The sequence below is a fragment of the Micromonospora sp. CNZ322 genome, from assembly GCF_007827755.1.
This window is the reverse complement of the sequence record NZ_VITD01000012.1, coordinates 155,071-180,076: the sequence shown is the minus strand read 5'-3', so window position 1 is coordinate 180,076 and position 25,006 is coordinate 155,071. Positions and strand designations below refer to the sequence as shown.

Genomic DNA, 25,006 nt, shown 5'->3' with positions numbered 1-25,006 from the left:
GCGCGATCTGTCGACCGGGTCGCCCGCCTCGTGCGGGCGGCCCGGTCGGCGTAACAGGGCGCGGTAAGGGCGACACTCACCCCTGAGTCTTTCCCACCGCCTGGGCGACCAGGGCCTCCGCGACCTCGCGCACCTTCCGGTTGGTGTCCTGGGAGATCTTCGACAGCAGAGCGAACGCCTCCTCCGAGGAGCACCGCCGGCTCCCCATGACGATCCCTTTGGCCTGCTCGATCACCGCGCGACTCCGCATCGCCTCCTGCATCTGCGCGGCCAGCGTGGCGGCGTTCTCGTACAGGTGCGCGTTGGCCAGTGCCACCGCCGCGTACGCGGCAAAGCCCTCCGCGCTGGCGATCGAGGACGGATCGAACGCGTTCGGCGAATCGCTGTAGACGTTGAGCGCACCGACAACCGAGCCCTGGATGGGAAGCCCGATGGAGAGGGAACTCTGCACGCCGGCGGCGCGAGCGCTCTCCGCCCATACCGGCCAGCGCTCCTCGGTGGCCATGTCCGGCACCGAGATGGTGTCACCGCTGGCGGAGGCATCCAGGCACGGGCCCCGGTGCTGCTCGTACTGCCACTCGTCCAACTGACGGGCCAGCTCGCCGGTGAACGCCCCGGTCCAACCGACCCGACCCCGCACCAGAGTGACGGACACGTCCCTCGTCCCGGAAATGCTCCCATTGGCGAGTTCGGCGATCCGGAGCAGCATGTCGTCGAGGCTGACCTCGTCGAGTCTGACCCGGCCCAGCTCGGCCAACGCGTCGGTGGGATCCATCGTCGGCTGCGTCATCGCAGTACGTCCTCCTCGATCGGCGTCCACCGGAACGGGAAAGTTCCGGCACCGCCGGCACCACGTCGGATGCTCGGCAGCTCCGCCCCGGGGCGGTCGTCGGCAACCGTGGTCCTACCCCCTGAATCAACCACTCACACCCTGCTGAGGACATGGCGGCCCGCGTTTGCGCCGATCAGCTCCAGCGGGTCGGGGTCGCGAATGTCGGGCCACGACGACGGTCGGACAGCGGCCCCCGTCACACCGAGCCGGTGAACTGGCTGACGTGGTAGGCGGTGCTGCGGCCGTCCGGGGTGCGGGTCCACTTCGAGACCATCAGGTGCAGGTCGTCGGCGTTCCGGCTGGACCAGGGATGGATGAACCCACCGTAGAGCGCGGGCTCCTGCCAGCTGGTCAGCTGAATCTTCTCCCCCGTCCAGGACCGGTCGGGTCCGGACGCGGTCCGGGTGACCAGACACCCGTTCTGACAGTTGAGGTAGGACATCACCCAGGTCCCGTCGGCCAGCCGGCGCACCGATGGTTCGCCGAAGCGCCCGGTGAGGATGGGTGTGCAGGGTCTCCCCCAGCCCCAGTTGGCGCCGTTCCAGCCCCAGCCCTCGTACGACTCCGGGTAGAACAGCCGATCCCACCGGACGCGTCGCAGCATCATCGGACCGTCCTGCCGCCCCGACCGGACCGAGAAGACGTAGACGTACTCGCCGTCGCGCTGCATGGTCCACATCTGGAACGGGTCCTTGTTGTCCGGGCTGTTCCACCACTTCAACGGCGTACGGATGAAGTCGTTGCCGTTGTCGGAGAAGGCCAGCCCCGCGTAGCGGGACTTCCACTGCGGCCCGGCCGGGCCGGCGGAGTTCCAGTTCTCGATGCTCATGTAGGAGATGAGTTGCCGACCAGTCTCCGGAAAGCTGATGCCGTCGTTGGGGATGACGGTCACCTCGGTAAGACCGTCGATGCCGATGCCGTGGTGGCCGTTGTGCATCAGCTCCGGGGCCCGCCCGTTGCCGACGACCCGTGCGGCGCTGTCGAAGACGATTCCGCCCGGCGCGCCGGGGTGGACGGCGGAGCGCAGCATGACCGGCGACCGCCAGTCGTTCGGCAGGGGCGGGCCCTCGGGCCACGGGGTGTCGAAGGTGTCGCCGAAGAGGTAGCCGATCGATCCGTTCTCCAGCACGTAGGGGATGCCCAGATCGGTGCCGGCCACCCGCCATCGGCTACTGGTGTCCAGGTCCGCACCGGTCAGCCGCTTCTTCCACACCGCCGCCTGGGCCGGAGCGGCAGTGGTCAGGATCGCGCCGACGGAACCGACCGCGCTGGCGGCTCCGATCGCGGCGGCGCGGCCGAGCAACGAGCGACGACGTACACCCATGGCTGCCCTCTCCTGTCGCACTCGTCATGGCTTTGCCGCGGTGATCGGACAGCGGTTGCGGGCGAGTAAACCCGCCGACAGTCGTCGCTGTCAATACCTGCCCGCCCTGAACGATGCATTGAAGGAATTCTTCATAGAACATTGACAGCCATCAGCGCCCTGAAGAAACTCTCAGCAATCGGTCTCCCGGTCGGTGGCGATCTCGTGACGCCATCAGTCGACCATCCCCGACCCGACGAGGAGCAGCGTGAGACGTACCCTCCTGGCCCTGCTGGTCGCCCTCGGCATGGCTGGCACGACGGTCCCGGCCACGCCGGCGCACGCGGACCCGGTCGGCATCCTGGCCTGCCCCTCCGTCCCCGCCAACCGCGACCCGGCGGTGACCCTGGTCGTCTACCGGGTCGCCCGGGCCTACAACGCCAACGACAAGGTGACGCTGTCCGCCTTCGAGGCGGGCTGGGTCGAGTCACACATGAACAACCTGCCGTGTGGCGACAAGTCGTCGCTCGGGGTGTTCCAGCAGCGCTGGGACTACGGATGGGGCACTCCGGAGCAGATCATGGACCCGGTCTACGCCAGCACGCAGTACGTCACCCGGGCCATCGTCTGCGACCGCGACAACCCCGGACACAGCGCGGGCCAGGTCGCCCAGTGCGTCCAGCGGTCCGGCTTCCCCGACCGGTACGACCAGGCGGCCGCCACCGCCCGGGCCCAGCTCAACGAGGCGGCCCGTACCCACGCCATCGCCGGTGGATCCCACACGGACGTCACCGGCGACGGCCGGGACGACATCGTCACCTTCACCCAGAACGCCCTCGCCGACGTCTACGTGGGCACGTCCGTCGGCAGCTCCTACACCGGCACCTCGGCGAAGTGGAACGACTTCTTCTCCCTCGGTGGCGAGACCGCCTCCACCGGCGACGTCAACGGCGACGGCCGCGACGACATCGTCACCTTCGCCCACAGCAACACCGGCGACGTCTACGTGGCGCTCTCCACCGGCACCTCGTTCGGTGCTGGCCTCAAGTGGCACGACTGGTTCGCCCCGGGCGCGGAGATCGGAACGGTCGGCGACGTCAACGGCGACGGGCGCGACGACATCGTGGCGTTCACCCACAACCCCGCCGGCGACGTGTACGTCGCGCTGTCCACCGGCACCGGCTTCGGCGCCGGCCTCAAGTGGCACGAGTTCTTCAGCCCGTTCGGCGAGTTCCCCGCGCTCGGTGACGTCAACGGTGACGGCCGGGACGACATCGTCACCTTCACCCAGGGCCCGGCCACGGCCAGCGACGTCATCGTCGCGCTGTCGAACGGCAGTTCCTTCGGCACCGCGCAGAAGTGGCACGACCTGTTCGCCGTGGGCGCCGAACTACCCCGGGTCGGTGACGTCAACGGCGACGGCAGAGACGACATCGTCACCTTCACCTGCGATCCCAACGCCGACGTGTACGTCGCCACCTCCACTGGCGCCGGCTTCGCCGGGACCACAGTGAAGTGGCACGACTACTTCTGCCTGGCCGGCGAGTTCCCCTACCTCGGCGACGCCAACGGGGACGGCAGGGACGACCTCATCGTCTTCACCAAGGGCGCCACCAACGATGTCCACGTCGCGCTCTCCACCGGCACCGGCTTCCTCGGCGCCACCAGATGGCACGACTTCTTCGGCCTCAACGGCGAGACGACGCTGTGATCAGCGGATTGGAGACCTCATGCGACTGACCGGGCGAACGTGCACCCTCTTCCTGGCGGCGGCGCTGGCCGGTCAGGTCGCGGTCGCGCCGGCCGACGCGGCCGGACAAGCGGCATCCGGCTCGCTCGCCGCTGACTTCACCCGGGCCGCCGCCCAGTTCGACGTACCCCGGGACCTGCTGGTCGCCGTCGCCTACGGTGAGTCCCGGTTGGACGGGCACGGTGGTCTGCCCAGTCAGGCCAACGGGTACGGGGTCATGCACCTGGTCAGCAATCCCACCCAGCACAGCCTGGAGCGGGCGGCCGCGCTCACCGGCGAACCGGTCGACCGCCTGCGCTCGGTCACCTCCGCCAACATCCGCGGCGGCGCGGCGGTGCTCCGCGACCTGGCCGACGACGAAGGGCTGACCGGCGGGGCACGCGACCGGCTCTCCGCCTGGTATCCGGTGGTGGCGCGCTACAGCGCCGCCGTCGACGCGTCGACGGCCCGGCTCTACGCCGACCACGTCTACGACCTGCTGCGTACCGGAATCGCCGCCGGAGCGGTACGGGTCGAGCCGCGACCGCTCCGACCCGAGTTCGGCCGCTACGCGGGGGCCACCCCCGCGGGCGCCGCCGGTGCGAACGTCGCGGCGGCCGTGCCGGAGTACGCGCCGGCCCGGTGGGTGTCCGCCTACGGCGGCAACTACCAGGCCGGCCGGTCGGCGCGGATAACCACTGTGGTGGTGCACGTGACCCAGGGGTCGTACGCCGGCACGGTGAGCTGGTTCCAGAACCCGTCGGCGGGGGTGAGCGCGCACTACGTGGTGAAGTCGAGCAACGGCGAGATCACCCAGATGGTGCGCGAGGGCGACACGGCCTACCACGCACGCTCGGCCAATCCGTACGCGCTGGGCATCGAGCACGAGGGCTTCGTGGACAACCCGGCGTGGTTCACCGACGCCATGTACCGGTCGTCCGCCGCGCTGACCCGCCACCTCTGCGACAAGTACGGGCTGCCGAAGACCCGTGCGTCGATCAAGGGACACAACGAGCTGCCCGGCAACGACCACACCGACCCCGGGCCGAACTGGAACTGGAACTACTACATCTCCCTGGTCAACGCCGGCGGCTCAGGGGGCCGCTACCTGGCGGGGTCACCGACGGACTTCACCGGCGACGGCCGTGACGACATCGTGAGCTTCACGCAGGGCAGCCTCAACGACGTCTACGTGGCCACCTCCACCGGCAGCGCGTTCACCGGTACGTCCGTCAAGTGGAACGACTTCTTCGGCCTCAACGGGGAGACCCTGCTCAGTGGCGACGTCAACGGCGACGGCAAGGACGACGTCGTCGCGTTCACCCACGGCACCCTTGCCGACGTGTACGTGGCCCTCTCCACCGGCACCAGCTTCGGCGGTGGCCTGAAGTGGCATGACTGGTTCGCGCCCGGCGCGGAGGTCGGTGCGGTCGGCGACGTCAACGGCGACGGACGCGACGACATCATCGCGTTCACCCACGACACGAACGCCGACGTCTACGTGGCGCTCTCCACCGGCACGGGTTTCGGCCCCGGCCTCAAGTGGCACGACTACTTCTCCATCGCCGGCGAGTTTCCGGCCCTCGGTGATGTCAACGGTGACGGCCGCGACGACATCATCACCTTCACCCAGGGGCCGCTCACGGCGAGCGACGTGATCGTCTCCCTCTCCACCGGAAGCGGATTTGGCGCGCCCCAGAAGTGGCACGACCTGTTCGCGGTCGGCACCGAACAACCCCGCGTCGGCGACATCAACGGCGACGGCCGCGACGACATCGTCACCTTCACCTGCAACGCCGACGCCGACGTCTACGCGGCAGTCTCCACCGGCACCTCGTTCGTCGGCACCACCGTCAAGTGGAACGACCTCTTCTGCCTACCCGGCGAGTTCCCCTACCTGGGCGACTACAACGGCGACGGCAAGGACGACATCGTCGCCTTCACCAAGGGCAGCTTCAACGACGTCCACGTCGGCCTCTCCACCGGCACCAGCTTCCTCGGCGCCACCAAATGGCACGACTTCTTCGGCCTCAACGGCGAAACCACCCTCTGACGCAGGGAGACTCCAATGCTCGACGTACCCCCGCCCTCGTCGATCAGCCGGCGCCGGCTGATCGGTGGCTCGGCGGCGGCGGCCGCCGCCGGGCTTTTCGGCGGCGCCCTCGCCGGGTCGTCCGCCGCCCAGGCCGCCGGTGACGGGTACGGCCTGCGCATCGTCGACCGCAACGAGAACGGCGGCCGGCTGCAGTACTACCGCTTCGCCACCGACGCCATCGAGTGGGACCCGGGCGTCAACGTGCTGCTGCCCGACGGCTACCACACCAGCGGCAAGCGGTATCCGGTGCTGTACCTGCTGCACGGCGGCAACGCCGACTTCCGCACCTTCCATTTACAGGACAACATCGTCGGTCTGACCGCCGGCCGGGAGGTCATCGTCGTCATGCCGGACGCGTCGACCGGCTGGTACTGCAATCCGGTGACCAGCTTCGTCGGACCCCGCAACTGGGAGACGTTCCACATCGCCCAACTGCTGCCATGGGTCGACGCGAACTTCCGTACCTTCGCCGAGTACAACGGGCGTGCGGTGGCCGGCTTCTCGATGGGCGGCTTCGGTGCGCTGAAGTACGCGGCCAAGTACTACGGCCACTTCTGCTCGGTCAGCTCGCACTCCGGGCCGGCCAGTCTCCGCCGAGACTTCGGACTGGTAGTGCACTGGGCGAATGCCACCTCCGCCGCGCTGGACCTCGGTGGAGGCACCGTCTACGGAGTCCCGTTCTGGGATGAGGCCCGGGTCGACGCCGACAACCCGGTCCAGCGCATTCCGAGTTTCCAGAACAAGCGGATCTTCCTGGCGGCCGGGACCTCCCCCGACCCGATCAACTGGTTCGACACCGCCAACGAGACCCAGGTGCTTGCCGGTCAGCGCGAGTTCCGCGGGGCACTCGCCCGAGCCGGCATCCCGCACGAGTGGCGCGAGGTGCCGGGTGGGCACTTCTTCCGCCACGACCTGTTCGTCCAGGACCTCAACGGAATGCTCGGACGCCTACGCCGCGCCGGCTGACCCCCGGTAACGTCGACGGTCATGGCAACCAGCGTCGACGTGCGTCGGGCACTCGCCAGCCTCGCCGATCCACGTCGAGCCGAGGCGTCGAGCCGGTTCCTCCAGATGGTCCCCGGTGGGTACGGCGAGGGCGACCGTGCCCTCGGTGTCTCAGTGCCCGACCAGCGCACGGTGGCCGCCCGGTTCTGGCGCGACCTCTCGCTGGCCGAGACGACGAAGCTGCTCATCGAAGGCGCCCACGAGGAGCGGTTGACCGCGCTGTTCATCCTGGTGCGGAAGTTCGCCAAGGGCGACGAGCAGGAGCGGGGTCGGATCTTCAACACCATCCTGGCCAACACCAACCGCATCAACAACTGGGACCTGGTGGACTCGTCCGCGCCGTACATCGTCGGCCCCTGGCTGCTCGACAGGGACCGGAGCGTCCTGGACCGGTTGGCCGAGTCGAGCCTCGTGTGGGAGCGGCGCATCGCCGTCATGGCGACCTTCGCCTTCATCAAGGCCGGTGACTTCGAGTGGACCTTCCGCCTCGGCGACCGGCTCCTGCACGACCCGCACGACCTCGTTCGCAAGGCGGTGGGCTGGATGCTGCGCGAGGTGGGCAACCGGGACAGAGCGGCGGAGGAGGAGTTCCTCGTCCGCCGCTACCGGGTCATGCCACGGGTCATGCTTCGGTACGCGATCGAGAAGTTCGAACCGCAGCGTCGCCGCGACTACCTGTCCGGCGCCCTCTAGCCGAGGGGCTCAGCCGGTGGGATGGGGAAGTTCCGGTTGAAGACGTTGTCCGGGTCGTAGCTGGCCTTGATGGCGCGCAGCCGGCCGAGGGTGGGCTCGGGCCAGGCATCCAGCAGTCGAGCCGGATCGGTGTCGCTTTCGAAGCTGAGATACAGCCCGTCGAGGTACGGGTACAGCTCGGCCCACAGTTTGTCGAGTTGGGGCCGGCGGTCCGGGACCGTGGCGGCGAGTACCGAGAAGTTCTGCTTCCGGTGCGGGTAGGCGGTCGCGTCGCGGGCGACGTCGTTGACCGCCCCACCGACGGATCGCACCTGCATGATCATCACATCGCTGGAATGGATCATGTTCTCCATGAGGTCGGCCGCCTGTGGTGTGACGTGGTGCAACAGGCCGCTGCGGGTGTCCCTCAGCCCCTGCCCCCGATGCTGGTTGCCCGCCGGCACGACGATCGCCGGGTACGGCACGAGCTGTGCCTGCTGGTCGAGGATCGGCCCGATCTCCAGGAACGGGCTCAGGGCGGACTGCGCCGCCTCGACGTCGTCACCGGCGTAGACCAGGGTGACCTGGGCAGCCGGCGGGTTGCCACGGCGGCCGGGAAAGAGGGAGAGGAAGCTCGTCAACTCCCGTGGCGCGTCCTCGACCAGTTGGCCCCACCGGCTCAGCAGTCGGGCGGTGTCGGTCGCGTCCGCGACGAGCTGGGCGTAGACGACCTTGTCGACCTCGTACGCCTCCAGCTCCAGCGCCGTGACCACACCGAAGTTCCCACCGGCGCCGCGGACGGCCCAGAACAGGTCGGGGTGATGCTCGTCGTCGACGCGGAGCAGACGGCCATCCGCGGTGACGATCTCGGCGGCGACGACGTGGTCGATGGTCAGGCCGTGCCTGCGCGCCAGGTATCCGACGCCGGCGGTGGTGGCGAGACCACCGACGCCCACGTCTCCGTAGTCGCCCGCGCTCATGGCCAGGCCGTACGGGGCGAGCGTCTGGGCGACGTCGCCCCACCGGGCACCCGGTTCCAGGCGCACCCGACGGGTCGCCCGGTCGAGCACCTCGACCTTGTTCATCCTCGACATGTCGATGACGACTCCCCCGTCGTTCGTCGACCGGCCGCTGATGCCGTGCCCGCCGCTGCGCACCGACAGCGGGACATCCTGCGTCCGGGCGTATGACACGGCGTCGACCACCTCGGCGGCGTTCTGCGGACGGATCACCAGGGCCGGCGAGCCGTGCCAGCTGTAGGAGTGGCGTACCCGCTCGTACTCCTGGTCACCGGGCTCGACGGACCCGGTGGCCAGCGACGGGGGCAGCGCGTCGTAGTCGAGGCCGGGGTGCCGCTCGGCCAGCGCGACTGTCGTGCGGACCGGCCCGGTGCCGACCTCGCCCCCGGTGCGCTCCTTGGCGGCCGCCTCCCGCAGCGCGGGGGCGATCTCCTGCCCGAGGGTCTGAATGAGGCGTGGGTCGTCGCGTCCGATCAGGAAGGTGCTGAACCCTTCCTCGACGACCAGCGGAAGGAGTTGGTCGACCCACTGCTCGACAGGCCCCTGGAGGAAGCCACGGCTGCGCGACGAGACGTCGACAGTGAACAGGTTGAGCAGCCGCTGGATCTCCCGGGGCTCGCGGCCGGCGGCGATGGCCGCCTCGTCGATGAGCCGGTTGGCGGTCACCCGGTCCGGAGATCGCAGGTATTCCAGCGTCGGCAACCAGCCGTTGGCCTTCTGGCCGGTCAGGGCCAGCATCTTCGGCTGGTACGCGCCGAGCCAGATGTCGATGTCATGTGCCGGCTTCGGGCCGCGCTGCATGCCGGGTACGGGGTAGTACTCCCCGTCCAGCCGCAGCGGCCCGGTGGCCGTGTCGTCCCAGACGCCGCGCAGGACGTCGATCGCCTCCCGCAGGGCCGCGACTCCCTGCCCCGCGGTCAGCCGACGTGCCCCCATGCCCTCGATCCCGTCCCAGAACGCGCCGGCGCCGAGGCCCAGTTCGAAACGGCCGTGCGACAACCGGTCCAGGCTCGCCGCGGCCCGGGCCAGCACGGCCGGCGGGCGCAGCGGCAGGCTGAGGACGTTCCCGGAGATCCGGAGCCGCTCCGTGCGGGCGGCGACCCAACTCAGCAGGGTCCAGGTGTCGAGAAACTCCGCGTTGTACGGGTGGTCCTGGAAGGTGACCAGGTCCAGCCCCGCCGCCTCGGTCAGCTCGGCCAGCGCCACCACCTGATCGGGGTCGTGCACGCTGGGTGTCAGGAATGATCCAAACCGGAGTTCATGCCCGTAGTCCGACATTGCTTCACCATCCACGCGATCGTTTGATCAACCCATCATGTTCTGTACCTATCGTTTGTCAGACAACCTATCTTCGCCGCCAATCATTCCTGGGCTGCCGCGATGTCGGATCATGATCAACGCACCGGCCACTAGCATCGGGACATGTCCGTGACCGATCCGTGCGAGCTGCCGGCCGACCGCACGCGCGGCTCGAACTTCGGCTGGTCGCTGGGCATGGTGCTGCGCCGCTGGCACGAGCGCGTCGAGGAGCTGCTGAAGGACCTGCCGCACGGCAGCCGGGGCTACCACATCCTGGCCGTCGTCGTGCACGAGGAGGTGCCCACGCAGGGCGCCCTGGCCGCTCGCCTGGCCATCGACCGCAGCGTGCTGACCTACGTCATCGACGACCTGGCGAACGCCGGTCTCATCGAGCGCAGGCCTGACCCCCAGGACCGGCGGGCCCGACGGGTCGTGGCCACCGAACGCGGACGTCAGACGCTCGCCGAGGCCGAGCGGCGGGTCGCCCACGCCGAGGACCACGTGCTGGGTGGGTTACCCGAGGAGCAGCGCGAGGTCTTTCGCGACCTCGCCGCCCGGGCCGCCGAAGCGATCCACGCCGCCGCACCCGCCACGGACCCCTGCGTGGCGGTGCAGAGCGTCCTTCCGCCAGCCGACCAATCCGGCTGACCGCGTACCGCGCGGCGGCGTAGTCACCAGGAACAACCCACCCTGGTGACTACCGCCGCCGCAGGACAGCGTCAGCGCTTGCGGCCCACCCCGCCGAAGGCGTCGATGTCAGCCGGCGTGTCGACCGCGTCGTCCGGCCGCCACTGCGGGCAGGGCACGACGCCGGGCTCGACCAGTTCCAGGCCGTCGAAGAAGCCGGCGATCTCGTCGGGAGAGCGCAGGGTGTACGGGGTCGCGCCGCTGTCGTTGTAGTCGTCCTGCGCCTGCTGCATCTCGGCGCTGATCAGGCTCGTGCCGTCGTTCAGCGAGAGGTAACTGCCGCTCGGCAGTGCCGCCACCAGCTGCCGGGTGATCGAACGGGCCGCCTCGTAGTCGGGCACGTGACCCATGACGCCGCTGAGGATGAGACCGATCGGCTGCGCGAAGTCCAGCGTCTTGCCGGCCTCGGCGATGACCGCGGCCGGGTCGTGCAGGTCGCCGTCGATGTAGGCCGTCCTGCCCTCGGCCGCGCCCACCAGCAACGCGCGGGCGTGCACCAGCACCAGTGGGTCGCTGTCGACGTAGACGATCCGCGCGTCCGGGGCGATCCGTTGGGCCACCTCGTGCGTGTTGTTGGCGGTCGGCAGCCCGGTGCCGACGTCGAGGAACTGGCGGATGCCCGCGTCGGCGGCGAGGAACATGATCGAGCGCACCAGGAACTGCCTAGAGGCCCGGGCCACGTCGACGACGCCGGGGAAGACCTGGCGATACTGGTCCCCGGCCTCGCGGTCGACAGCGAAGTTGTCCTTGCCACCGAGCCAGTAGTTCCAGATCCGCGCCGAATGCGGCACCGACGTGTCGATTTTCTGCTGAACGTCGGCCTCACCGGCCTCCGGCCGGCCGGTCGTCGGCGATTCCATGGTCACGACTAATCCCCCATGTCGAACGCGTAAGCGACGTCGTCGCGGGACGGCCCGGTCGAGGAAGTGGCCACCCGTGACCGTGCCACGGTATAGAAGGCCGAGGATTCACACCACACCCGGTCCCTCCACAGACGACCCGCCCTGCTTGACTCACTCGCCATGCTGGAACCGCAAACCCCTGTCCCGTACCACCCGAGGAGGACCCCAATGGCGAAGCCGGTCAAGACCGCGGCAGCCCTCTTCGGGCTGGGCGTCGGCGTCGCGGTCGGTCCAGCCCTCGGACCGGTTGCGGTCTGGCTCGGAGTCGCGGTCGCCGCGCTCGGCATCGGGCTCTCCCTGATCGGCTCGGCGGAGTCCGATCTGGTGGGGGACGGCCTGGTCGACCGCGACGCGCCGGCCGGCGACCGAACGGCAACGGGGACAGCGGACGTCGCCGAACGAAAGCGACGGAACGCGAACAGACCCACGCTCAACGGTCTGGGCACCCAGGTCGAGCAGATCCTCAAACTCGCCGAAGAGCAGGCCGACGATCACCTCAACGCCGCGCGGCTCGACGCCGACAAGACGGTGAGCGCCGCCCGCCAGGAGGCGGAGGCGATCCTGCGCCGGGCGCACGAACAGGCAGCGGGGAACGCCGGATAGCAGGCAGTTCCCGCTCTGTTCCTCGCATTCACGGTGAGGCCGATCCCTCGCGCGAGGGAGTGACGTCCCCTGTCAGCGGGGTCCGCCCACTCCGGTACGCCGCCAGGATCGGTCCATGACGACATCGACACGGATCGTCGGGCGGAGCGTTCACGGCCTGACGTACGCAGTGCTCGGCTGGGCCGTGGCATACGGGGGCGTGCGTCTGGCCTGGACGGTCGGTGAGGCTCCGGAGTTCGGGCGGCTCGGGCTGGACCTGCTCGGCTTCACCGGTTGGTGGTCGGTGGCGTTGTGTGCGGCGGCGGGCGGGCTGGCGGTTGCCCTGGACCGGGTGGCGACCTGGCGGCCGGCGCTTGCGGGGCTCGCCTGGACTGTCGCCGGAGCGCTGGTCGCGGCAGCCGCCATCCTGCTGCCGGAGCTGGTGGGCTTCCTGCTGTTCACCGTCGGCCCGTTCTTCGACCCGCTGGCGTTCGTCAGCCGGCTCGTTTGTGTCACCGGAGCGGTACTGCTCGCCCTGACCTCCGCGCGCTATCAGCGGCGTACCCGGGGCGACTGCCCAGCCTGCTGCCGGACGATCCGACCGGGTACGCGGCGCTCGGCACCCGCGCGGTGGGCGCGCTGGGCCGCGTGGGCGGCTGTGGGCGGTCTCGTGACCCGCTTCGCGGCCCAGTTCGTGGTGGGGTTCGACCGCGTCGACCAGAGCGCGTCCCTGCTCGGGTTGGAGATCGGCCTGGTGCTGGCCGGAGTGCTGTTGCCACTGGCGCTGGTGTACCACTGGGGTGAGGTCTGGCCGGGGTGGGTGCCGCTGCTCGCCGGGCGCACCATTCCTCGTCCGCTGCTGCTGGTGCCCGGCTTCGGGCTCGGCGCGGGCATCGTGGCCTACTTCGGCATGGGGATGGTGCAGGTGACGTCGGGCTCGCACAGCGAGTTCTCGGACGCGTTCCTGTGGGTGGCGATGTCGGCGTACCTCGTCATGGGGGTTGGCCTGGTGATCGGGTCCACCGACTACCACCTGCGCACTCGCGGGCAGTGCGGCGCCTGCGGCCGATGACGGCACCACTGCGCCGAGGCCGATTGCATTGACAGGATTCGTTATACGAATTAGCTTTCTGGAACCACCACCTGGGAGCGCTCCCAACTTTCAGCCGCCCACACCATCGCTGAATCTCGCCGCAGACGAGCCCTCCCGAGGCGTGGAAGCCACCACCACTCCAGGAGGAGTTTCATGAGAAGAAGCAGAGTGACGAACGCCGCCGTGGTCTCGGCCGGCGCCGTCCTGCTCGCGTCGGCAGCGGTCGCCGTGGCGATGCCAGCGGGGGCCGCAGCCGCCGGCTGTTCAGTGAAGTACAGCGTGTCGTCACAGTGGCAGGGCGGCTTCGGCGCCAACGTCACCATCACCAATCTCGACGACGCGGTGACGAGTTGGACGCTGACCTGGAACTACAACGCCGGACAGACCGTCACGCAGGCGTGGAACACGACGCTGACGCAGAGCGGCACCACCGTCACCGCCAAGAACGTCAGCTACAACGGGGCCATCCCGACCAACGGGACTGTCTCCTTCGGTTTCAACGGCTCGTGGACCGGCAGCAACCCCGATCCGACCACCTTCGCGTTGAACGGGGTGGGCTGCACCGGTGGCACAGAGCCAACCCCGCCACCGACGGACCCGCCGCCCACCACCCCGCCGCCGAACGGGCCGGCGGACATCACGGTGAACAGCGCGACCAGGTACCAGACCGTCGACGGGTTCGGGGCCGCGCAGTCGATCTGGGGTAGCGCCTGGTCGACGACTGACACGCAGACGCTGGTCGGGATGGGCGCCAACCAGTTGGGACTCTCCATCGTGCGGACCGGCCTGTCGCCGGAATCCAGCGAGTGGGCGACGCACGTGAACTCGTTGAAGACGGCGAAGTCGTACGGGTCCAACGTGAAGATCCTCGCCTCGCCCTGGACCGCGCCAGCGGCGTGGAAGACCAACAACAGCCGGGTCAACGGCGGCAAGCTGAGGACCGACTACTACGACGACTACGCCAACCATCTGAACAGCTACGTGCAGTACATGCGCGGCCAGGGCGTACCCATCGATGTCACGTCGGTGCAGAACGAGCCGGACTGGCACCCGGACTACGACTCGATGGACTGGAGCGGCACCGAGCTGCGCACCTTCGTCCGCGACCAGGGCACCAAGGTGCAGAACACCAAGCTGATGGTGGCCGAGGCGGTCAACATGAACTACGGCTACACCGATCCGACCCTCAACGACGCAACCGCCCGCAACAACATCGGCTACGTCGGCGGGCACCTGTACGGCACCGAGGAGTCGGGCCGACTGCGGCCGTACTCGCTGGCGGAACAGCACAACAAGCCGGTGTGGATGACCGAGTGGAACCTGCACGCCGCCGACGGTGGCGGCTCCAACATCTGGGGCAACCCCGCCAACGCGGCGGTCTGGAACGAGACCCTCGACGACATCATGCGCACCGTGCACAAGTCGATGGAGGCCAACTGGAACGCCTACATCTGGTGGTACGGCAAGCGCTACTACTCCTTCATCGGTGACGGTGAGTCGGCGTTCGGCACCGTCGCGGGCGCTCCGCTCAAGCGCGGGTACGCCTTCTCGCAGTACGCGAAGTACGTCCGCCCCGGCTACCAGCGGGTCGCCCTGACGAAGAGCTCGAAGGCCTCACCGCTGGAGGTGACGGCCTACCAGGGGGACGGGAAGATCACCCTGGTGATCCTCAACCGCTCGAACAGCGCGGTCAACAACGCCGTGATCCAGGCCCCGCAGAACGTCAGCCGGGCCGAGCACTACCTCACCTCGCAGAACGCCAACGCGGCCAGCCAGCCGACCAGCGTGAACGGCGGTCAAGCCACCATCAACGTCGGCGCCCGCAGCATCTCCACGCTCGTCTTCACCCTTTGAACACCTCGTTCGCCACGAGCACCATCGACGTCGCGGGAGCCCCGGCCACACGCTGGGGCTCCCGCCCGTCGGCGGGCAGCCGGTCCAGATCGTCGGCTGTTCAGGTAGCGGTCGGCGGCGCCGTGCTCTGCCGCACCACGAGCTTGGGGACGACCAGCGGCAGACGCTGCGGCACCGTGTCGTCGATGGCCTGGGTGACGGCGGTGATGGCCCGCCGGCCGACCGCGTCGAAATCCTGCTGGATCGTCGTCAACGGCGGGATGAGGAAGGGCGCCTCGGGCACGTCGTCGAATCCGACGACGGAGACGTCGTGTGGCACCCGCCGCCCACGCTCGTGCAACGCGCGCAGTACACCGATGGCCATCTGGTCATTGGCGGCGAACACCGCCGTGGTCCCGCGCATCGCACCGATCCGCAGCCCGGCGGCGTAGCCGCTGTGCGCTCGCCAGTCCCCCTCGACCGGCTCCGGCGGGCGTAGGCCCGCGGAAGCCATCGCCTGACGCCAACCTTCGAGGCGAGCGCGGGCCTCCGCCCAGTTGAGCGGACCGCTCACGTGCACGATCTCCCGATGCCCGAGGTCAAGGAGGTGCTCGGTGGCCATCCGGGCGCCGAGCACCTGGTCGACGCCGACGGTCACGCTGGCCCTGGACAGATCGCCTTCCACGACGACGAAGGGGACACCCGAGCGCGTCATCCGCACCACCTCGAGCGCCTCGTCGTTGCCGGCGATCATCACGACGCCCTCCACGCCGACGCGCATGAGGTGTTCGGTGGCGTCGCTGAGCGCCCGTACCGTCACCTCGGAGAGGCTCACCGAGGTAGCGAAGTAGCCGGCCGCGCGGGCGGCGTCCTCGACGCTGCGATGGATGCTCGTCGGACCGAACAGCGTCCTGGCCGTGCCGATGATGCCGATCATCCCGGACCGTCCGCGCACCAGCGCGCGGGCGGCCGTGTTGGGGCGGTAGTCGAGTCGTCGGATCGCCTCAAGGACCCGCTCCCGCGTCTCGCGCCTGATGCTGGGTGCCCCGTTGATGACCCGGGACACCGTCTGGTGTGACACGCCCGCCAGGCGAGCGACGTCGGCCATGACCGGGGGCCGGTCGGCCGCTGTCACAGCGGCCTTTGCGTGAACTCGCACTGGCGGGCCGTCCGTTCTTCCATGGAATCAGTTCCTCGTGGGCCTCGTCCGATCGCGGCCGTCAGTGTGAGTGACGGGGCACCGCGCTGCCGCTGCCACCGACGAGAAAGTCGAGGTCCGCGCCGCTGTCCGCCTGGAGGACGTGCTCGCTGTAGAGCCGTACCCAACCACGGTCGGCCACCGGCTGCGGAGGCTGCCAGGCGGTGCGGCGTTGGGTCAGTTCGGCGTCGTCGACCAGGAGGTCCAGGCGGCGCGTCGACACGTCGACGGAGACCAGGTCGCCGGTGCGTACCAGCGCGAGCGGGCCACCCACTGACGCTTCCGGCGCCACGTGCAGGATGCAGGTGCCGTAGCCGGTGCCGCTCATCCGAGCGTCGGAGATCCGCACCATGTCCGTGATGCCGTCGGCGAGCAACCGTCGTGGCATGGGCACGTTGCCCACCTCCGGGAAGCCGGGGTAGCCCCGTGGTCCGGCGTTGCGGACGACGATCACCGTGTCGGGGGTGACGTCGAGGTCCGGGTCGTCGGCGGCGACGACGTACTCCTCGATCCGGTCGAAGACGAGCGCCGGGCCGGTGTGCGTGAGGAGGTGGGCGGAGGCGGCGGAGACCTTCAGCACCGCCCCGGACGGCGCGAGCGAGCCGCGTAGCACCACGGTGCCCGAGCCGGCGGGCTGGAACGGCTCCTCCAGGGTGCCGATGACGTCCCGGTTCCAGCACTGGGCGCCGTCGACGTTCTCCGCCACGCTCCTGCCGCTGACGGTGATGTGGTCCATGTGCAGCAGCGGGGCGAGTTCCTTCATCACCACCGGAAGGCCGCCCGCGTAGGCGAAGTCCTCCATCAGGTACTTTCCCGACGGCATGAGGTTGACGAGCATGGGCACGTCGGCGGTGAAGGTGTCGAAGTCCTCCAGCGAGAGGGGGACGCCGAGGCGTCCGGCGATCGCGAGCAGGTGTACGACCGCGTTGGTGGAGCCGCCGATGGCGGCGTTGACCCGGACGGCGTTCTCGAACGCCTGCCTGGTGAGCACAGAGGACAGCCGTTGGTCCTGTTCGACCATGGCGACGATCCGGCGTCCGGCGGCGTGCGCGAGCGCGTACCGCCGAGAGTCGACCGCCGGCACGGCGGCCGCCCCCGGCAGCTGCACGCCCAGCGCCTCGGTCACACAGGCCATCGTGGAGGCGGTACCCATTGTCATGCAGTGGCCTCGGCTGCGGGACATGCCGACCTCCGCCTCGGAGCAGTCGGCCGCGGTCATCCGACCGGCCCGCATCTCCTCGGTGAAGCGCCAGACGACGGTGCCCGAGCCGATGTCCTGGCCGCGGAACTTGCCGTTGAGCATCGGGCCGCCGGTCAGCATCACTGTCGGCAGGTCGACGCTCGCCGCTCCCATCAGCAGGCCGGGAGTGGTCTTGTCACAGCCGGAGAGCAGGACCACCCCGTCGAGCGGGTTCGCGCGGACCGACTCCTCCAGCTCCATCGCCAGCAGGTTGCGGTAGAGCATTGTCGTGGGTCGCATCAGCGGCTCGCCCAGGCTCATCGCCGGGAACTCCAGCGGCAGGCCCCCGCTCTCCCACACGCCCCGCTTCACCGACTCGGCGAGGTCGCGCAGGTGAGCGTTGCAGGGTGTCAACTCCGACCAGGTGGTGGCGATGCCGATCACCGGGCGCCCGTCAAAGACGTCGTCCGCGAACCCCTGGTTGCGCATCCAGGACCGATGGATGAACCCGTTGCGGCCTTCCGCACCGAACCACTCCCCGCTGCGCAGCGGTCGATTCGTCGTCGACATCAGCACACCTCTCTGTCATCCGTCCGGCCGCGTCCTGCGCGGCGATCAATGCGCGTCTGGTGGATTGGCTGGCGGCGTCGGCGCGGCCTACCGCAGACCTCCGACGGACAGGCCGCCGCGCCAGTGTCGTTGCAGGCTGAAGAACGCGATGATCAGCGGGATCACGGACACCAGGGAGCCCAGGATGATGAGGCTCCACAGTGAGGTGGTTCCCGCGTTGTTCGCGGACGCGATTCCCTGCCAGAGGCCAAGGCCGACGGTGACCGGGAACAGCCGGTTGTCGGAGAGCATGGCCAGCGGCAGGAAGTAGTTGTTCCAGGACGCCACGGCCGACAGGAGCAGCACGGTGACCACCGCGGGACGCATCAGCGGAAGGGCGATCTGAATGAACGTCCGTATCTCTCCCGCGCCGTCGACCCGCGCCGCGTCCAGGAGTTCGTCGGGCACCGCGTCGCGCGCGTACACGTGCATCAGGTAGACGCCGAACGGGTTGAGCAGCGACGGCAGGATCACCGCCCAGACCGTGTTCGTCAGGCCGAGCCGGGAGAACATGATGAACGTCGGGATGACCAGAGCGGTGGCGGGCACCATCAGCGCGCCGAGCACGACGGCGAAGCTGAAGCGTCGGGCGGCGAACCGGTACTTGGCGAAACCGTAGCCGGCCATGACCGCCAGGACGGTGGCGCCGATGCCGCCGGCGATGGCGTAGAGCGTCGAGTTGAGCATCCACCGCAGGTAGATGCCACCGTCGTAGGTGAAGAGCTGCCGGAGGTTCCCGAGGTAGTCGATCTGGTCGGTGAACCAGAGGGTGTTGCCGCCGCCGAACAGGCCCGGTGCGTCCTTGGAGCTGTTGACGATGACCCACCAGAACGGTACGAGGAAGTAGATCACCAGGAAGCCGAGGAGGATCTGAAGGGGGAGATAGCGCTGCGGTCGGCGGGCGCCGGCGCGGACGCTGGTGTGCTCGGTCATCTACAGGAAGCTCCTCCGCTTGCGGGTGAAGAACAGGAAGGCGTACACGCAGATGAACACGAGCCCGCCGAGGGCGAAGGAGATCGCCGACCCGTAGTTGAAGTTGGCGAGCGAGAACGCCTGTTGGTACGCGTACATGTTCGGGGTGAAGTCCGAGCCGATCGTGCCCGCGGCGAGGTATCGCAGGATCTGCGGTTCGTTGAAGAACTGCAGGGTGCCGATGAGCGAGAAGACCAGGATGAGGATCAGGGCGGGCGCGATCAGCGGGATCTTGATGCGCGTCGCGATCTGCCACCGCCCGGCGCCGTCCATCCGGGCCGCCTCGTAGAGCGTCGGGTCGACGCCCTGCAACGCCGCGTACAAGATGATCATGTAGTAGCCGGCCCACTGCCAGGTGACGACGTTGAGCAGCCCGTAGAAGATCAGGTCGCTGCTCAGGAAGTCGGGCGCGGTGGCGCCGAACAGCCCGAAGATGTCGGTCAGCGGGCCGAAACCCCGGCTGTAGAGGAACCCCCACATCACGGCCCCGATGACCGTGGGGATCGCGTACGGAAGAAAGATCATGAGGCGGGAGAAGCGAGCGAACAGTGTGGTCACCGAGTCCAAAATGAGGGCCAGCGCGAGCGCGATGACGATCTGCAGCGGGATCGAGACCAGCGAGAAGCGGATGACGAACCACGCCCCGGACAGGAAGCTCGGATCGGTGAACGCCTTCACGTAGTTGTCGAAGAGAACGAAGCTGGTGCCGCCGATCAGCTTCTTCTGAAAGAGACTGAGGTACAGCGCGTACCCCAACGGTGCGATGAGGAACGCCAGGAACACGATCCCGAACGGCCCGACGAAGAGCCACCCCATCAGGTGTTCGCGGAGGTGCACCTTGCCACGGATCTTGCGCTTCTCAGGCTGAGTACGCGATGCGCGCTTCTCGGTCAGGGATGTCATCTTGGTCTCCGGGACGTGGACGCTGAGGGGGGCGGGTGGGCCGGCCGGCCAGTGTCGGCGCGGCCCACCCATCCGGTCACTGAACGGTGAAGCCTTGTTCCTTGGCGTACTTCGCCACGTCCTCCTGGAGCCGGTCGGCAGCCTGCGAACCGGTTACGGAGCCCTTGATGATCTCGCTGACCTGTTTCGTCATGGCGTCGAGGTAGTACTGACCGAAGGGGGCGTACGCGACGCCCTTGTATGCCTCGGCCGCGGGAAGGTAGACCTCCTTGTTCGCCTGCTGGCCGTTGAAGAACGCCACCTTCAGGTCGACGAACGCGGGGTCCTTGAGCGCCGTGAGGTTCAGCGGGAAGATGATCTGGTTGGTCCAGCCGTCGGTGAGTGACTCCTTGTCGGCGTAGAGCCCGTAGGCGACCTTCGCGGCCAATTCCGGCTTCTTCGCCTGCTTGGTCACCGAGAAGGCCGACCCACCCCAGTTGATCTGCACCGGGTTGGCCGGATCCCACTGCGGCAGCGGCGCCACCGCGAACTTACCGGTGTCCTGCCCCTTACCGACGCCGGCGCCGGTGAGGTAGCCGGGCGCCCAGGCCGCCGAGATGTACGTCGCGTAGTTGCCGTTGATGACGCCGGAGATGTACTCCGGGGTGAACTGGTCCTGCGTACCGACCAGGCCCTTCTTGGCGAGGCCGCCCCAGTAGTCCAGCACGTCCTTGGACGCCTGGTCGTTGAGTTTCACCCCGATCGCCTTCGGCTGCGCCGGGTCGTAGGTGAAGGGCGAGGCGCCCTTCTGGATCTGTAGCGCCATGGTGAGCGCCGAGACGTTCGCGCCGAGGTCACCGAAGAGCGGGCCGCCGGCGTCCTTGACCTTCTGGGCGGCCTGCTCGTACTCGGCCCAGGTCTTCGGCGGCGTGATCTTGTACTTGTCGAAGATGTCCTTGCGGTAGATCATCGCCACCGGACCGCCGTCGACCGGGACGCCGTAGACCTTGTCGCCGACCGACACGTCCTTCCAGGCGCCCTCGCCGTAGTTGGCCTTGACCGCGTCGAAGCCGTACTGCTTGATGTCGACGAGCGCGCCCTGGATCTGGAACGTCGGGATCCGGTCCGCCTCGACCATGATCACGTCGGGCGCGCCGGTGCCCGCCGAGATGGCGGTCTGGAACTTGTCGTACTCGTCGCTGCCCTGGCCGACGTTCGTCCAGCAGACCTGCACATCGTCGTGCTGCTTGTTGAAGTTGTCGACGACGAGCTGGGTGTTGGGGTACCAGCCCCACATCGTCACGACCGGCACGTTCTGCTTGGTGATGGTGTTCGTGCAATTGCTCGCGTCGCTGCCGCCCTCGTCGGAGGAGCAGGCGACGAGGCCGGTCCCCGCCGCGAGCATGGCTACCGTGGCGAGTATTCGTCTTCTCTTCATTGAGATGGTTCCCTTCGGCGATGGCGGTGCACTGCATCCATGCGCTGGCGGGCGCCACCGGGGGCAGGAAGCCCTGCTCCCGGTGGCGTCGCCGGCGAAGGCTCCTAGCGCTTGAACAGACGGGGCGCCAGGTCGATGAGGTTCTTCTGCCACACGTCCCAGCCGTGCGGCCCGGGGGTGACCCCGTCGAACTCGTAGCGGATACCGAGGTTGTTCAACGTGGTCAGCGATGCCATGAAGCTCGGGTACACGAAGTCGGTCTGGTCACCGACGTAGAGGCGCAGCATCTTGGTGCCGTTGTTGATCGCCGCCACGTCGACGCCGGTGCCGCTGCCGAAACCGGCCGAGAACGCGGCGACGTAGGCGAACTCGCCCGGGTAGGCCCGCAGCACCCCGAACGCCTGCCCGCCGCCCATCGACAGGCCGGCGAGGGCCTGCTGCGACGGATCGCTGGAGATGTTGTAGCGGGCACGGGCCGTCGGAACGATGTTCTCCCGCAACTCGCTGTTGAAGTTCGACGAGTTGCCGTTGCCCATCACGACGACCATCGGCGTGAGGTCGCCGTCGAGGAACTGATGGTCGAGGATCTGCTTGGCACGGCCCATCTCGACCCAGTCCGTGTAGTTCTGGCCGCCGCCGTGCTGGAGGTAGAGGACGGGGTACGGCTGTGCACGGCCAGGGTCGTACCCCGGCGGGGTCCAGACCAGCGCGGTCCGGTCCTGGCCGGCCACCGTACTGGTGTAGGTCATGCTCTCGACCTTCCCGCCACGACCGGCGGGTACGTCCGACAGCAGTCGGGCACCCGGCCCGGGGATGAAGAAGGTGCTCCACATCGGTTCGGTGGTGACAGTCGTCGGGTTGGAGGTGTCCTTGACCGCGACCCGGTCCACGATCAGCCGGTAGTAGTAGAACCAGGGCTTCAGGGGGCCCACGGTCGCCCGCCACCGGTCGCCGTCGCGGGTCAGCGGCAGTCGCAACCAACTGCCGCCCGGCGCAACGTTCGCCCAGACCGTGACGTGCTGAGCGTCAGTGAAGTCCGTGGTGGTCTCGAAGGTGACGAACCCGTCCTCGCTGACGAAGGGCGTCGGGGTGGTGCCGGCCGGCGGCGGGGTGAACTCCCGCTTGAGCGGCTGGTGACCGGGGCTCGGCCCGTGGTCGGCCACGTGCCGGAACAACCGCGGCACGAAGTCGACGAGGTTCTCCTGCCAGGTGGTCCAGGTCGCGCCACCGTCGGGGTTGACCCCGTCGAACTCGAACCGGACGTCGGCTCGACCCAACGCCTTCGTCAGGCGGTAGGTGGTGTTGTACGCGGGATCGGTGACGTTACCGGTGTACAGGCGCAGCAGCTTGACGCTGTGGTTGATCGATTTAGCGTCCTTGCGGTCGATCTCCGGAGCCGACGTGCCCGAGAACGAACCGACGTGACCGAACTGACCCGGCTTGGTGAGCGTGGCCCGTAGCGCCTGCGTGCCGCCGTCGGACACACCCGCGATCGCCTGGTGCGCCGGATCGCGAAGGACCCGGTAGTTGTCGGTGACCGCCTTCCGGAGGTCCTTCAACTCCCTGTCGTCCGAGGCGTCGGCGTTGTTGATCACCACCACCATCGGGCTCATGGCGCCAGCGGCGGAGAGGTTGTCGAGGATCTGCTTGGATCGGCCGAGGTCGAGCCAGTCGGTGGCGGCCACACCGTCGCCCGACTGCAGGAAGAGCGCCGGGTATCCCTTCGAGCCCTTGGCCGCGTAACCCGGTGGCGTCCAGACCAGGGCGGAGCGCTGCGCGTTCCTGGTCCGATAGCTCAGCGTCTCGATCTTTCCGCCGGTGCCGGCTGGCGCGTCGAGCAGCCACCGCGCCGAGTCCCCCGCGACGAGGAAGGTGCTCAGGAGCGGGTTGGACGCGACACTGGTGCTGTTCGTCGGGTCCTTGATGGTTTTGGTGTCGTCGGCGGTGAGCTGGTAGTTGTACAGCCCGGGCTCCAACGCGCCGAGAACACCCGACCACACGTCACCCCGACGGGTCAGACCGAACTCCGCCCAGCTGGCCGACGGACCGAAGTTTCCCTCGACGACGACCTGCGCGACGGTGCCCAGGTTCTCCTGGACGTACGCCGCCGGGACGGCGAACGTGGCGTAGCGGTCCGCGGAGACGTTCAGCCACGGCGTGTCCGCCGCGGCTGGTTGCGGCGCGATGAGCACCGCCGCGGTGGCGATGACCCCGGCGGTGAACGCCGCCGAGAGCCGCCGGCGTACGCCCAGACGGCGTAAGCGCCCGTGATACTGTTCGGTAGTCACACTCCACTCCTTTCACGTGCCGGCAGCGGACGCGACCCGACTGACCGGCGCAAATCAACTGTGGATCTGCCGTGTGGTGCGTGCACCTCCTTCAGGCTGCTGCCACGGCCACACCCGACCTGATCGCTCTGTCCGGAGCGATCAGGCCTGCGTGCCCATGGGCTGATGTCATGGTCGTGCCGCGCTCTTCGGTGGTGCGGTCGAGTCGCGCACGACGAGGCTGGTCGGAAGCACGATCTGGCTCGGCTCGTCCCACTCGCCGGTCACCAGTGACTTCAGCATCCGCGCGGCTTCGTACCCGAGCTGATACATCGACTGGTCCACAGTGGTCAGACCCGGCTGGGTCAGCGCCGATTCGGGGATGTTGTCGAACCCCACGACGGACAGGTCCCCCGGCACCGAGAACCCCAGCTCCCTGGCGACCTCCAGAACCTTGAGGGCCATCCCGTCGCTCGCCGCGAAGATCGCCGATGGCGGGTCCGGTCGTTGCAGCAGGACGCGCGCGAGCGGAGTTGCCGACTCGGGGTTGAAATCTCCCCGGCCGATCAGCGTCGGGTCGACCGGAACCCCGGCGGCGGTCAGCGCGGCCCGGTAGCCCTCCTCCCGCGACCAGGCCGAGGCCAGGCTGTCGCGGCCGGCGATGAACCCGATGCGCCGATGGCCCAGGCCGAGCAGGTGCTCGACAGCGGTGGTGGCGCCCGTGAGGTTGTCGGAAATCACCGAGGGCCCCGTCGAGCCCCGCACCGGGTCGATGGCCACGACCGGCGTCCGGCTCCGGACCTCGCCCCAGGGCGTGACGACGATGCACCCGTCGGTGAGGGTGCCCGACAGGCGGGTCAGGTGCCGCTGCTCCCAACCCTCCGAATACGACCCGTAGAGGTCGCTGTTGGCGTAGATGATCAGATCGAAGCCCGAGCGGCTCAGCGCCTTCATCACGCCCTTGAGTACTTCCGCCGTGTACGACTGGAAGCTGTGCGCCACGAGGCCCAGAACGTTGGTGCGGCTGCGCCGAAGGCTGGTGGCCACCAGGCTCGACTCGTAGCCGAGCTGCTCGATGGCGGAGCGCACCTGAGCGACTGTGCGAGCGCTGACGCCGTAATGCCCGTTGACGACGCGCGAGACGGTGGCTGTGGAAACGCCAGCAGCTCGGGCGACATCACTCATTGTTACCGGCGCATTGACTTCAATCATGCCGCTCTCTCTGGACTGCAATCGTTATCGGTTACGTTTCCAGGATGTTGCCAACGTAACTGAGAACGATTACGAACACAAGACCTCTTGGTCCTTACGCGACTGCCCGACAGGACGTCCTATCTGGACGATCACAAGCGCGCGATTGACCCTCGGACGCCGTTGCGAATAACGCAATCGGCATCCTCGGCCGAGGG

General features: G+C 68.5%; 19 protein-coding genes. 8 read left to right on the top strand and 11 right to left on the bottom strand.

The window, feature by feature from the left end:
- Window positions 1–76: 76 nt before the first annotated feature.
- Together FB453_RS25520 and FB453_RS25515 are read right to left on the bottom strand one after the other, a co-directional pair.
- A complete protein-coding gene (locus tag FB453_RS25520) occupies window positions 77–790 on the bottom strand; it encodes a GAF and ANTAR domain-containing protein (RefSeq protein WP_145794259.1) in 714 nt (237 codons plus the stop codon).
- Between the two features lie 238 nt (window positions 791–1,028).
- Window positions 1,029–2,156, bottom strand: coding sequence for a glycoside hydrolase family 183 protein (locus tag FB453_RS25515; RefSeq protein WP_145794257.1), 1,128 nt, complete (start codon window positions 2,154–2,156; stop codon window positions 1,029–1,031).
- A gap of 247 nt (window positions 2,157–2,403) precedes the next feature.
- Here FB453_RS25515 and FB453_RS25510 point away from each other — a divergent pair, with 247 nt between their 5' ends.
- Genes FB453_RS25510 through FB453_RS25495 form a run of 4 tightly spaced genes read left to right on the top strand, consistent with a single transcriptional unit; the run spans window position 2,404 to window position 7,657 of the window.
- Window positions 2,404–3,846 carry an FG-GAP repeat domain-containing protein gene (locus FB453_RS25510; protein ID WP_145794255.1) on the top strand — a complete coding sequence of 481 codons (1,443 nt, stop codon included), beginning with the start codon at window positions 2,404–2,406 and terminating at the stop codon, window positions 3,844–3,846.
- Between the two features lie 19 nt (window positions 3,847–3,865).
- Window positions 3,866–5,917, top strand: coding sequence for an N-acetylmuramoyl-L-alanine amidase (locus FB453_RS25505; protein WP_145794252.1), 2,052 nt, complete (start codon window positions 3,866–3,868; stop codon window positions 5,915–5,917).
- A 15-nt stretch (window positions 5,918–5,932) separates the two neighbouring features.
- A complete protein-coding gene (locus tag FB453_RS25500; RefSeq protein WP_145794250.1) occupies window positions 5,933–6,925 on the top strand; it encodes an alpha/beta hydrolase-fold protein in 993 nt (330 codons plus the stop codon).
- Between the two features lie 21 nt (window positions 6,926–6,946).
- On the top strand, window positions 6,947–7,657 hold the full coding sequence (locus FB453_RS25495) for a DNA alkylation repair protein (RefSeq protein WP_145794248.1): 711 nt from the start codon (window positions 6,947–6,949) through the stop codon (window positions 7,655–7,657).
- Here the strand turns inward: FB453_RS25495 and FB453_RS25490 are convergent.
- The gene (locus FB453_RS25490; RefSeq protein ID WP_145794245.1) at window positions 7,654–9,933 is read right to left on the bottom strand and encodes an LLM class flavin-dependent oxidoreductase; all 2,280 of its coding nucleotides are present in this window, start codon (window positions 9,931–9,933) and stop codon (window positions 7,654–7,656) included. The genes FB453_RS25495 and FB453_RS25490 overlap by 4 nt on opposite strands.
- Window positions 9,934–10,077: 144 nt before the next feature.
- Between FB453_RS25490 and FB453_RS25485 the strand changes: the two genes are divergently transcribed.
- Complete coding sequence (locus tag FB453_RS25485) at window positions 10,078–10,602, top strand: MarR family winged helix-turn-helix transcriptional regulator (protein WP_112734322.1); 525 nt, start codon at window positions 10,078–10,080, stop codon at window positions 10,600–10,602.
- A gap of 71 nt (window positions 10,603–10,673) precedes the next feature.
- Here the strand turns inward: FB453_RS25485 and FB453_RS25480 are convergent, their stop codons facing one another.
- Window positions 10,674–11,501 carry an SAM-dependent methyltransferase gene (locus tag FB453_RS25480; RefSeq protein WP_145794353.1) on the bottom strand — a complete coding sequence of 276 codons (828 nt, stop codon included), beginning with the start codon at window positions 11,499–11,501 and terminating at the stop codon, window positions 10,674–10,676.
- 210 nt (window positions 11,502–11,711) lie between these two features.
- On the opposite strand from FB453_RS25480, the gene FB453_RS25475 reads away from it, so the two are divergent.
- The 3 genes from FB453_RS25475 (at window position 11,712) to FB453_RS25465 (ending at window position 15,072) form a co-directional block, all read left to right on the top strand.
- The gene (locus tag FB453_RS25475) at window positions 11,712–12,146 is read left to right on the top strand and encodes a hypothetical protein (RefSeq protein WP_145794243.1); all 435 of its coding nucleotides are present in this window, start codon (window positions 11,712–11,714) and stop codon (window positions 12,144–12,146) included.
- 115 nt (window positions 12,147–12,261) lie between these two features.
- Complete coding sequence (locus FB453_RS25470) at window positions 12,262–13,197, top strand: hypothetical protein (RefSeq protein WP_145794241.1); 936 nt, start codon at window positions 12,262–12,264, stop codon at window positions 13,195–13,197.
- Window positions 13,198–13,371: 174 nt separating this feature from the next.
- Complete coding sequence (locus tag FB453_RS25465; protein WP_145794239.1) at window positions 13,372–15,072, top strand: cellulose binding domain-containing protein; 1,701 nt, start codon at window positions 13,372–13,374, stop codon at window positions 15,070–15,072.
- 100 nt (window positions 15,073–15,172) lie between these two features.
- Here the strand turns inward: FB453_RS25465 and FB453_RS25460 are convergent, their stop codons facing one another.
- From FB453_RS25460 to FB453_RS25430, 7 genes are all read right to left on the bottom strand, one after another.
- Window positions 15,173–16,159, bottom strand: a complete 987-nt coding sequence (locus FB453_RS25460; protein WP_145794351.1) for a LacI family DNA-binding transcriptional regulator — start codon at window positions 16,157–16,159, stop codon at window positions 15,173–15,175.
- A 112-nt stretch (window positions 16,160–16,271) separates the two neighbouring features.
- Entirely contained in the window at window positions 16,272–17,999 is a 1,728-nt protein-coding gene (locus tag FB453_RS25455; RefSeq protein ID WP_145794236.1) for an IlvD/Edd family dehydratase, read from the bottom strand.
- A gap of 87 nt (window positions 18,000–18,086) precedes the next feature.
- Entirely contained in the window at window positions 18,087–18,971 is an 885-nt protein-coding gene (locus FB453_RS25450) for a carbohydrate ABC transporter permease (RefSeq protein WP_145794234.1), read from the bottom strand.
- Window positions 18,972–19,913 (bottom strand): carbohydrate ABC transporter permease, encoded by a 942-nt coding sequence (locus tag FB453_RS25445; RefSeq protein ID WP_145794232.1) that lies wholly within the window; start codon window positions 19,911–19,913, stop codon window positions 18,972–18,974.
- Window positions 19,914–19,989: 76 nt separating this feature from the next.
- Entirely contained in the window at window positions 19,990–21,330 is a 1,341-nt protein-coding gene (locus FB453_RS25440; RefSeq protein WP_145794230.1) for an extracellular solute-binding protein, read from the bottom strand.
- Window positions 21,331–21,434: 104 nt separating this feature from the next.
- Window positions 21,435–23,618, bottom strand: a complete 2,184-nt coding sequence (locus FB453_RS25435) for an alpha/beta hydrolase-fold protein (RefSeq protein ID WP_145794228.1) — start codon at window positions 23,616–23,618, stop codon at window positions 21,435–21,437.
- Between the two features lie 168 nt (window positions 23,619–23,786).
- Window positions 23,787–24,782, bottom strand: coding sequence for a LacI family DNA-binding transcriptional regulator (locus FB453_RS25430; protein WP_258399579.1), 996 nt, complete (start codon window positions 24,780–24,782; stop codon window positions 23,787–23,789).
- Window positions 24,783–25,006 lie beyond the last annotated feature (224 nt).

Excerpts from the sequence above, each read along its gene's own strand:
- FB453_RS25520 (WP_145794259.1), bottom strand. The coding sequence starts at position 790 with ATGACGCAGCCGACGATGGATCCCACCGACGCGTTGGCCGAGCTGGGC.
- FB453_RS25515 (WP_145794257.1), bottom strand. The coding sequence starts at position 2,156 with ATGGGTGTACGTCGTCGCTCGTTGCTCGGCCGCGCCGCCGCGATCGGA.
- FB453_RS25505 (WP_145794252.1), top strand. The coding sequence starts at position 3,866 with ATGCGACTGACCGGGCGAACGTGCACCCTCTTCCTGGCGGCGGCGCTG.
- FB453_RS25500 (WP_145794250.1), top strand. The coding sequence starts at position 5,933 with ATGCTCGACGTACCCCCGCCCTCGTCGATCAGCCGGCGCCGGCTGATC.
- FB453_RS25495 (WP_145794248.1), top strand. The coding sequence starts at position 6,947 with ATGGCAACCAGCGTCGACGTGCGTCGGGCACTCGCCAGCCTCGCCGAT.
- FB453_RS25490 (WP_145794245.1), bottom strand. The coding sequence starts at position 9,933 with ATGTCGGACTACGGGCATGAACTCCGGTTTGGATCATTCCTGACACCC.
- FB453_RS25485 (WP_112734322.1), top strand. The coding sequence starts at position 10,078 with ATGTCCGTGACCGATCCGTGCGAGCTGCCGGCCGACCGCACGCGCGGC.
- FB453_RS25480 (WP_145794353.1), bottom strand. The coding sequence starts at position 11,501 with ATGGAATCGCCGACGACCGGCCGGCCGGAGGCCGGTGAGGCCGACGTT.
- FB453_RS25475 (WP_145794243.1), top strand. The coding sequence starts at position 11,712 with ATGGCGAAGCCGGTCAAGACCGCGGCAGCCCTCTTCGGGCTGGGCGTC.
- FB453_RS25470 (WP_145794241.1), top strand. The coding sequence starts at position 12,262 with ATGACGACATCGACACGGATCGTCGGGCGGAGCGTTCACGGCCTGACG.
- FB453_RS25465 (WP_145794239.1), top strand. The coding sequence starts at position 13,372 with ATGAGAAGAAGCAGAGTGACGAACGCCGCCGTGGTCTCGGCCGGCGCC.
- FB453_RS25460 (WP_145794351.1), bottom strand. The coding sequence starts at position 16,159 with ATGGCCGACGTCGCTCGCCTGGCGGGCGTGTCACACCAGACGGTGTCC.
- FB453_RS25455 (WP_145794236.1), bottom strand. The coding sequence starts at position 17,999 with ATGTCGACGACGAATCGACCGCTGCGCAGCGGGGAGTGGTTCGGTGCG.
- FB453_RS25450 (WP_145794234.1), bottom strand. The coding sequence starts at position 18,971 with ATGACCGAGCACACCAGCGTCCGCGCCGGCGCCCGCCGACCGCAGCGC.
- FB453_RS25445 (WP_145794232.1), bottom strand. The coding sequence starts at position 19,913 with ATGACATCCCTGACCGAGAAGCGCGCATCGCGTACTCAGCCTGAGAAG.
- FB453_RS25440 (WP_145794230.1), bottom strand. The coding sequence starts at position 21,330 with ATGAAGAGAAGACGAATACTCGCCACGGTAGCCATGCTCGCGGCGGGG.
- FB453_RS25430 (WP_258399579.1), bottom strand. The coding sequence starts at position 24,782 with ATGAGTGATGTCGCCCGAGCTGCTGGCGTTTCCACAGCCACCGTCTCG.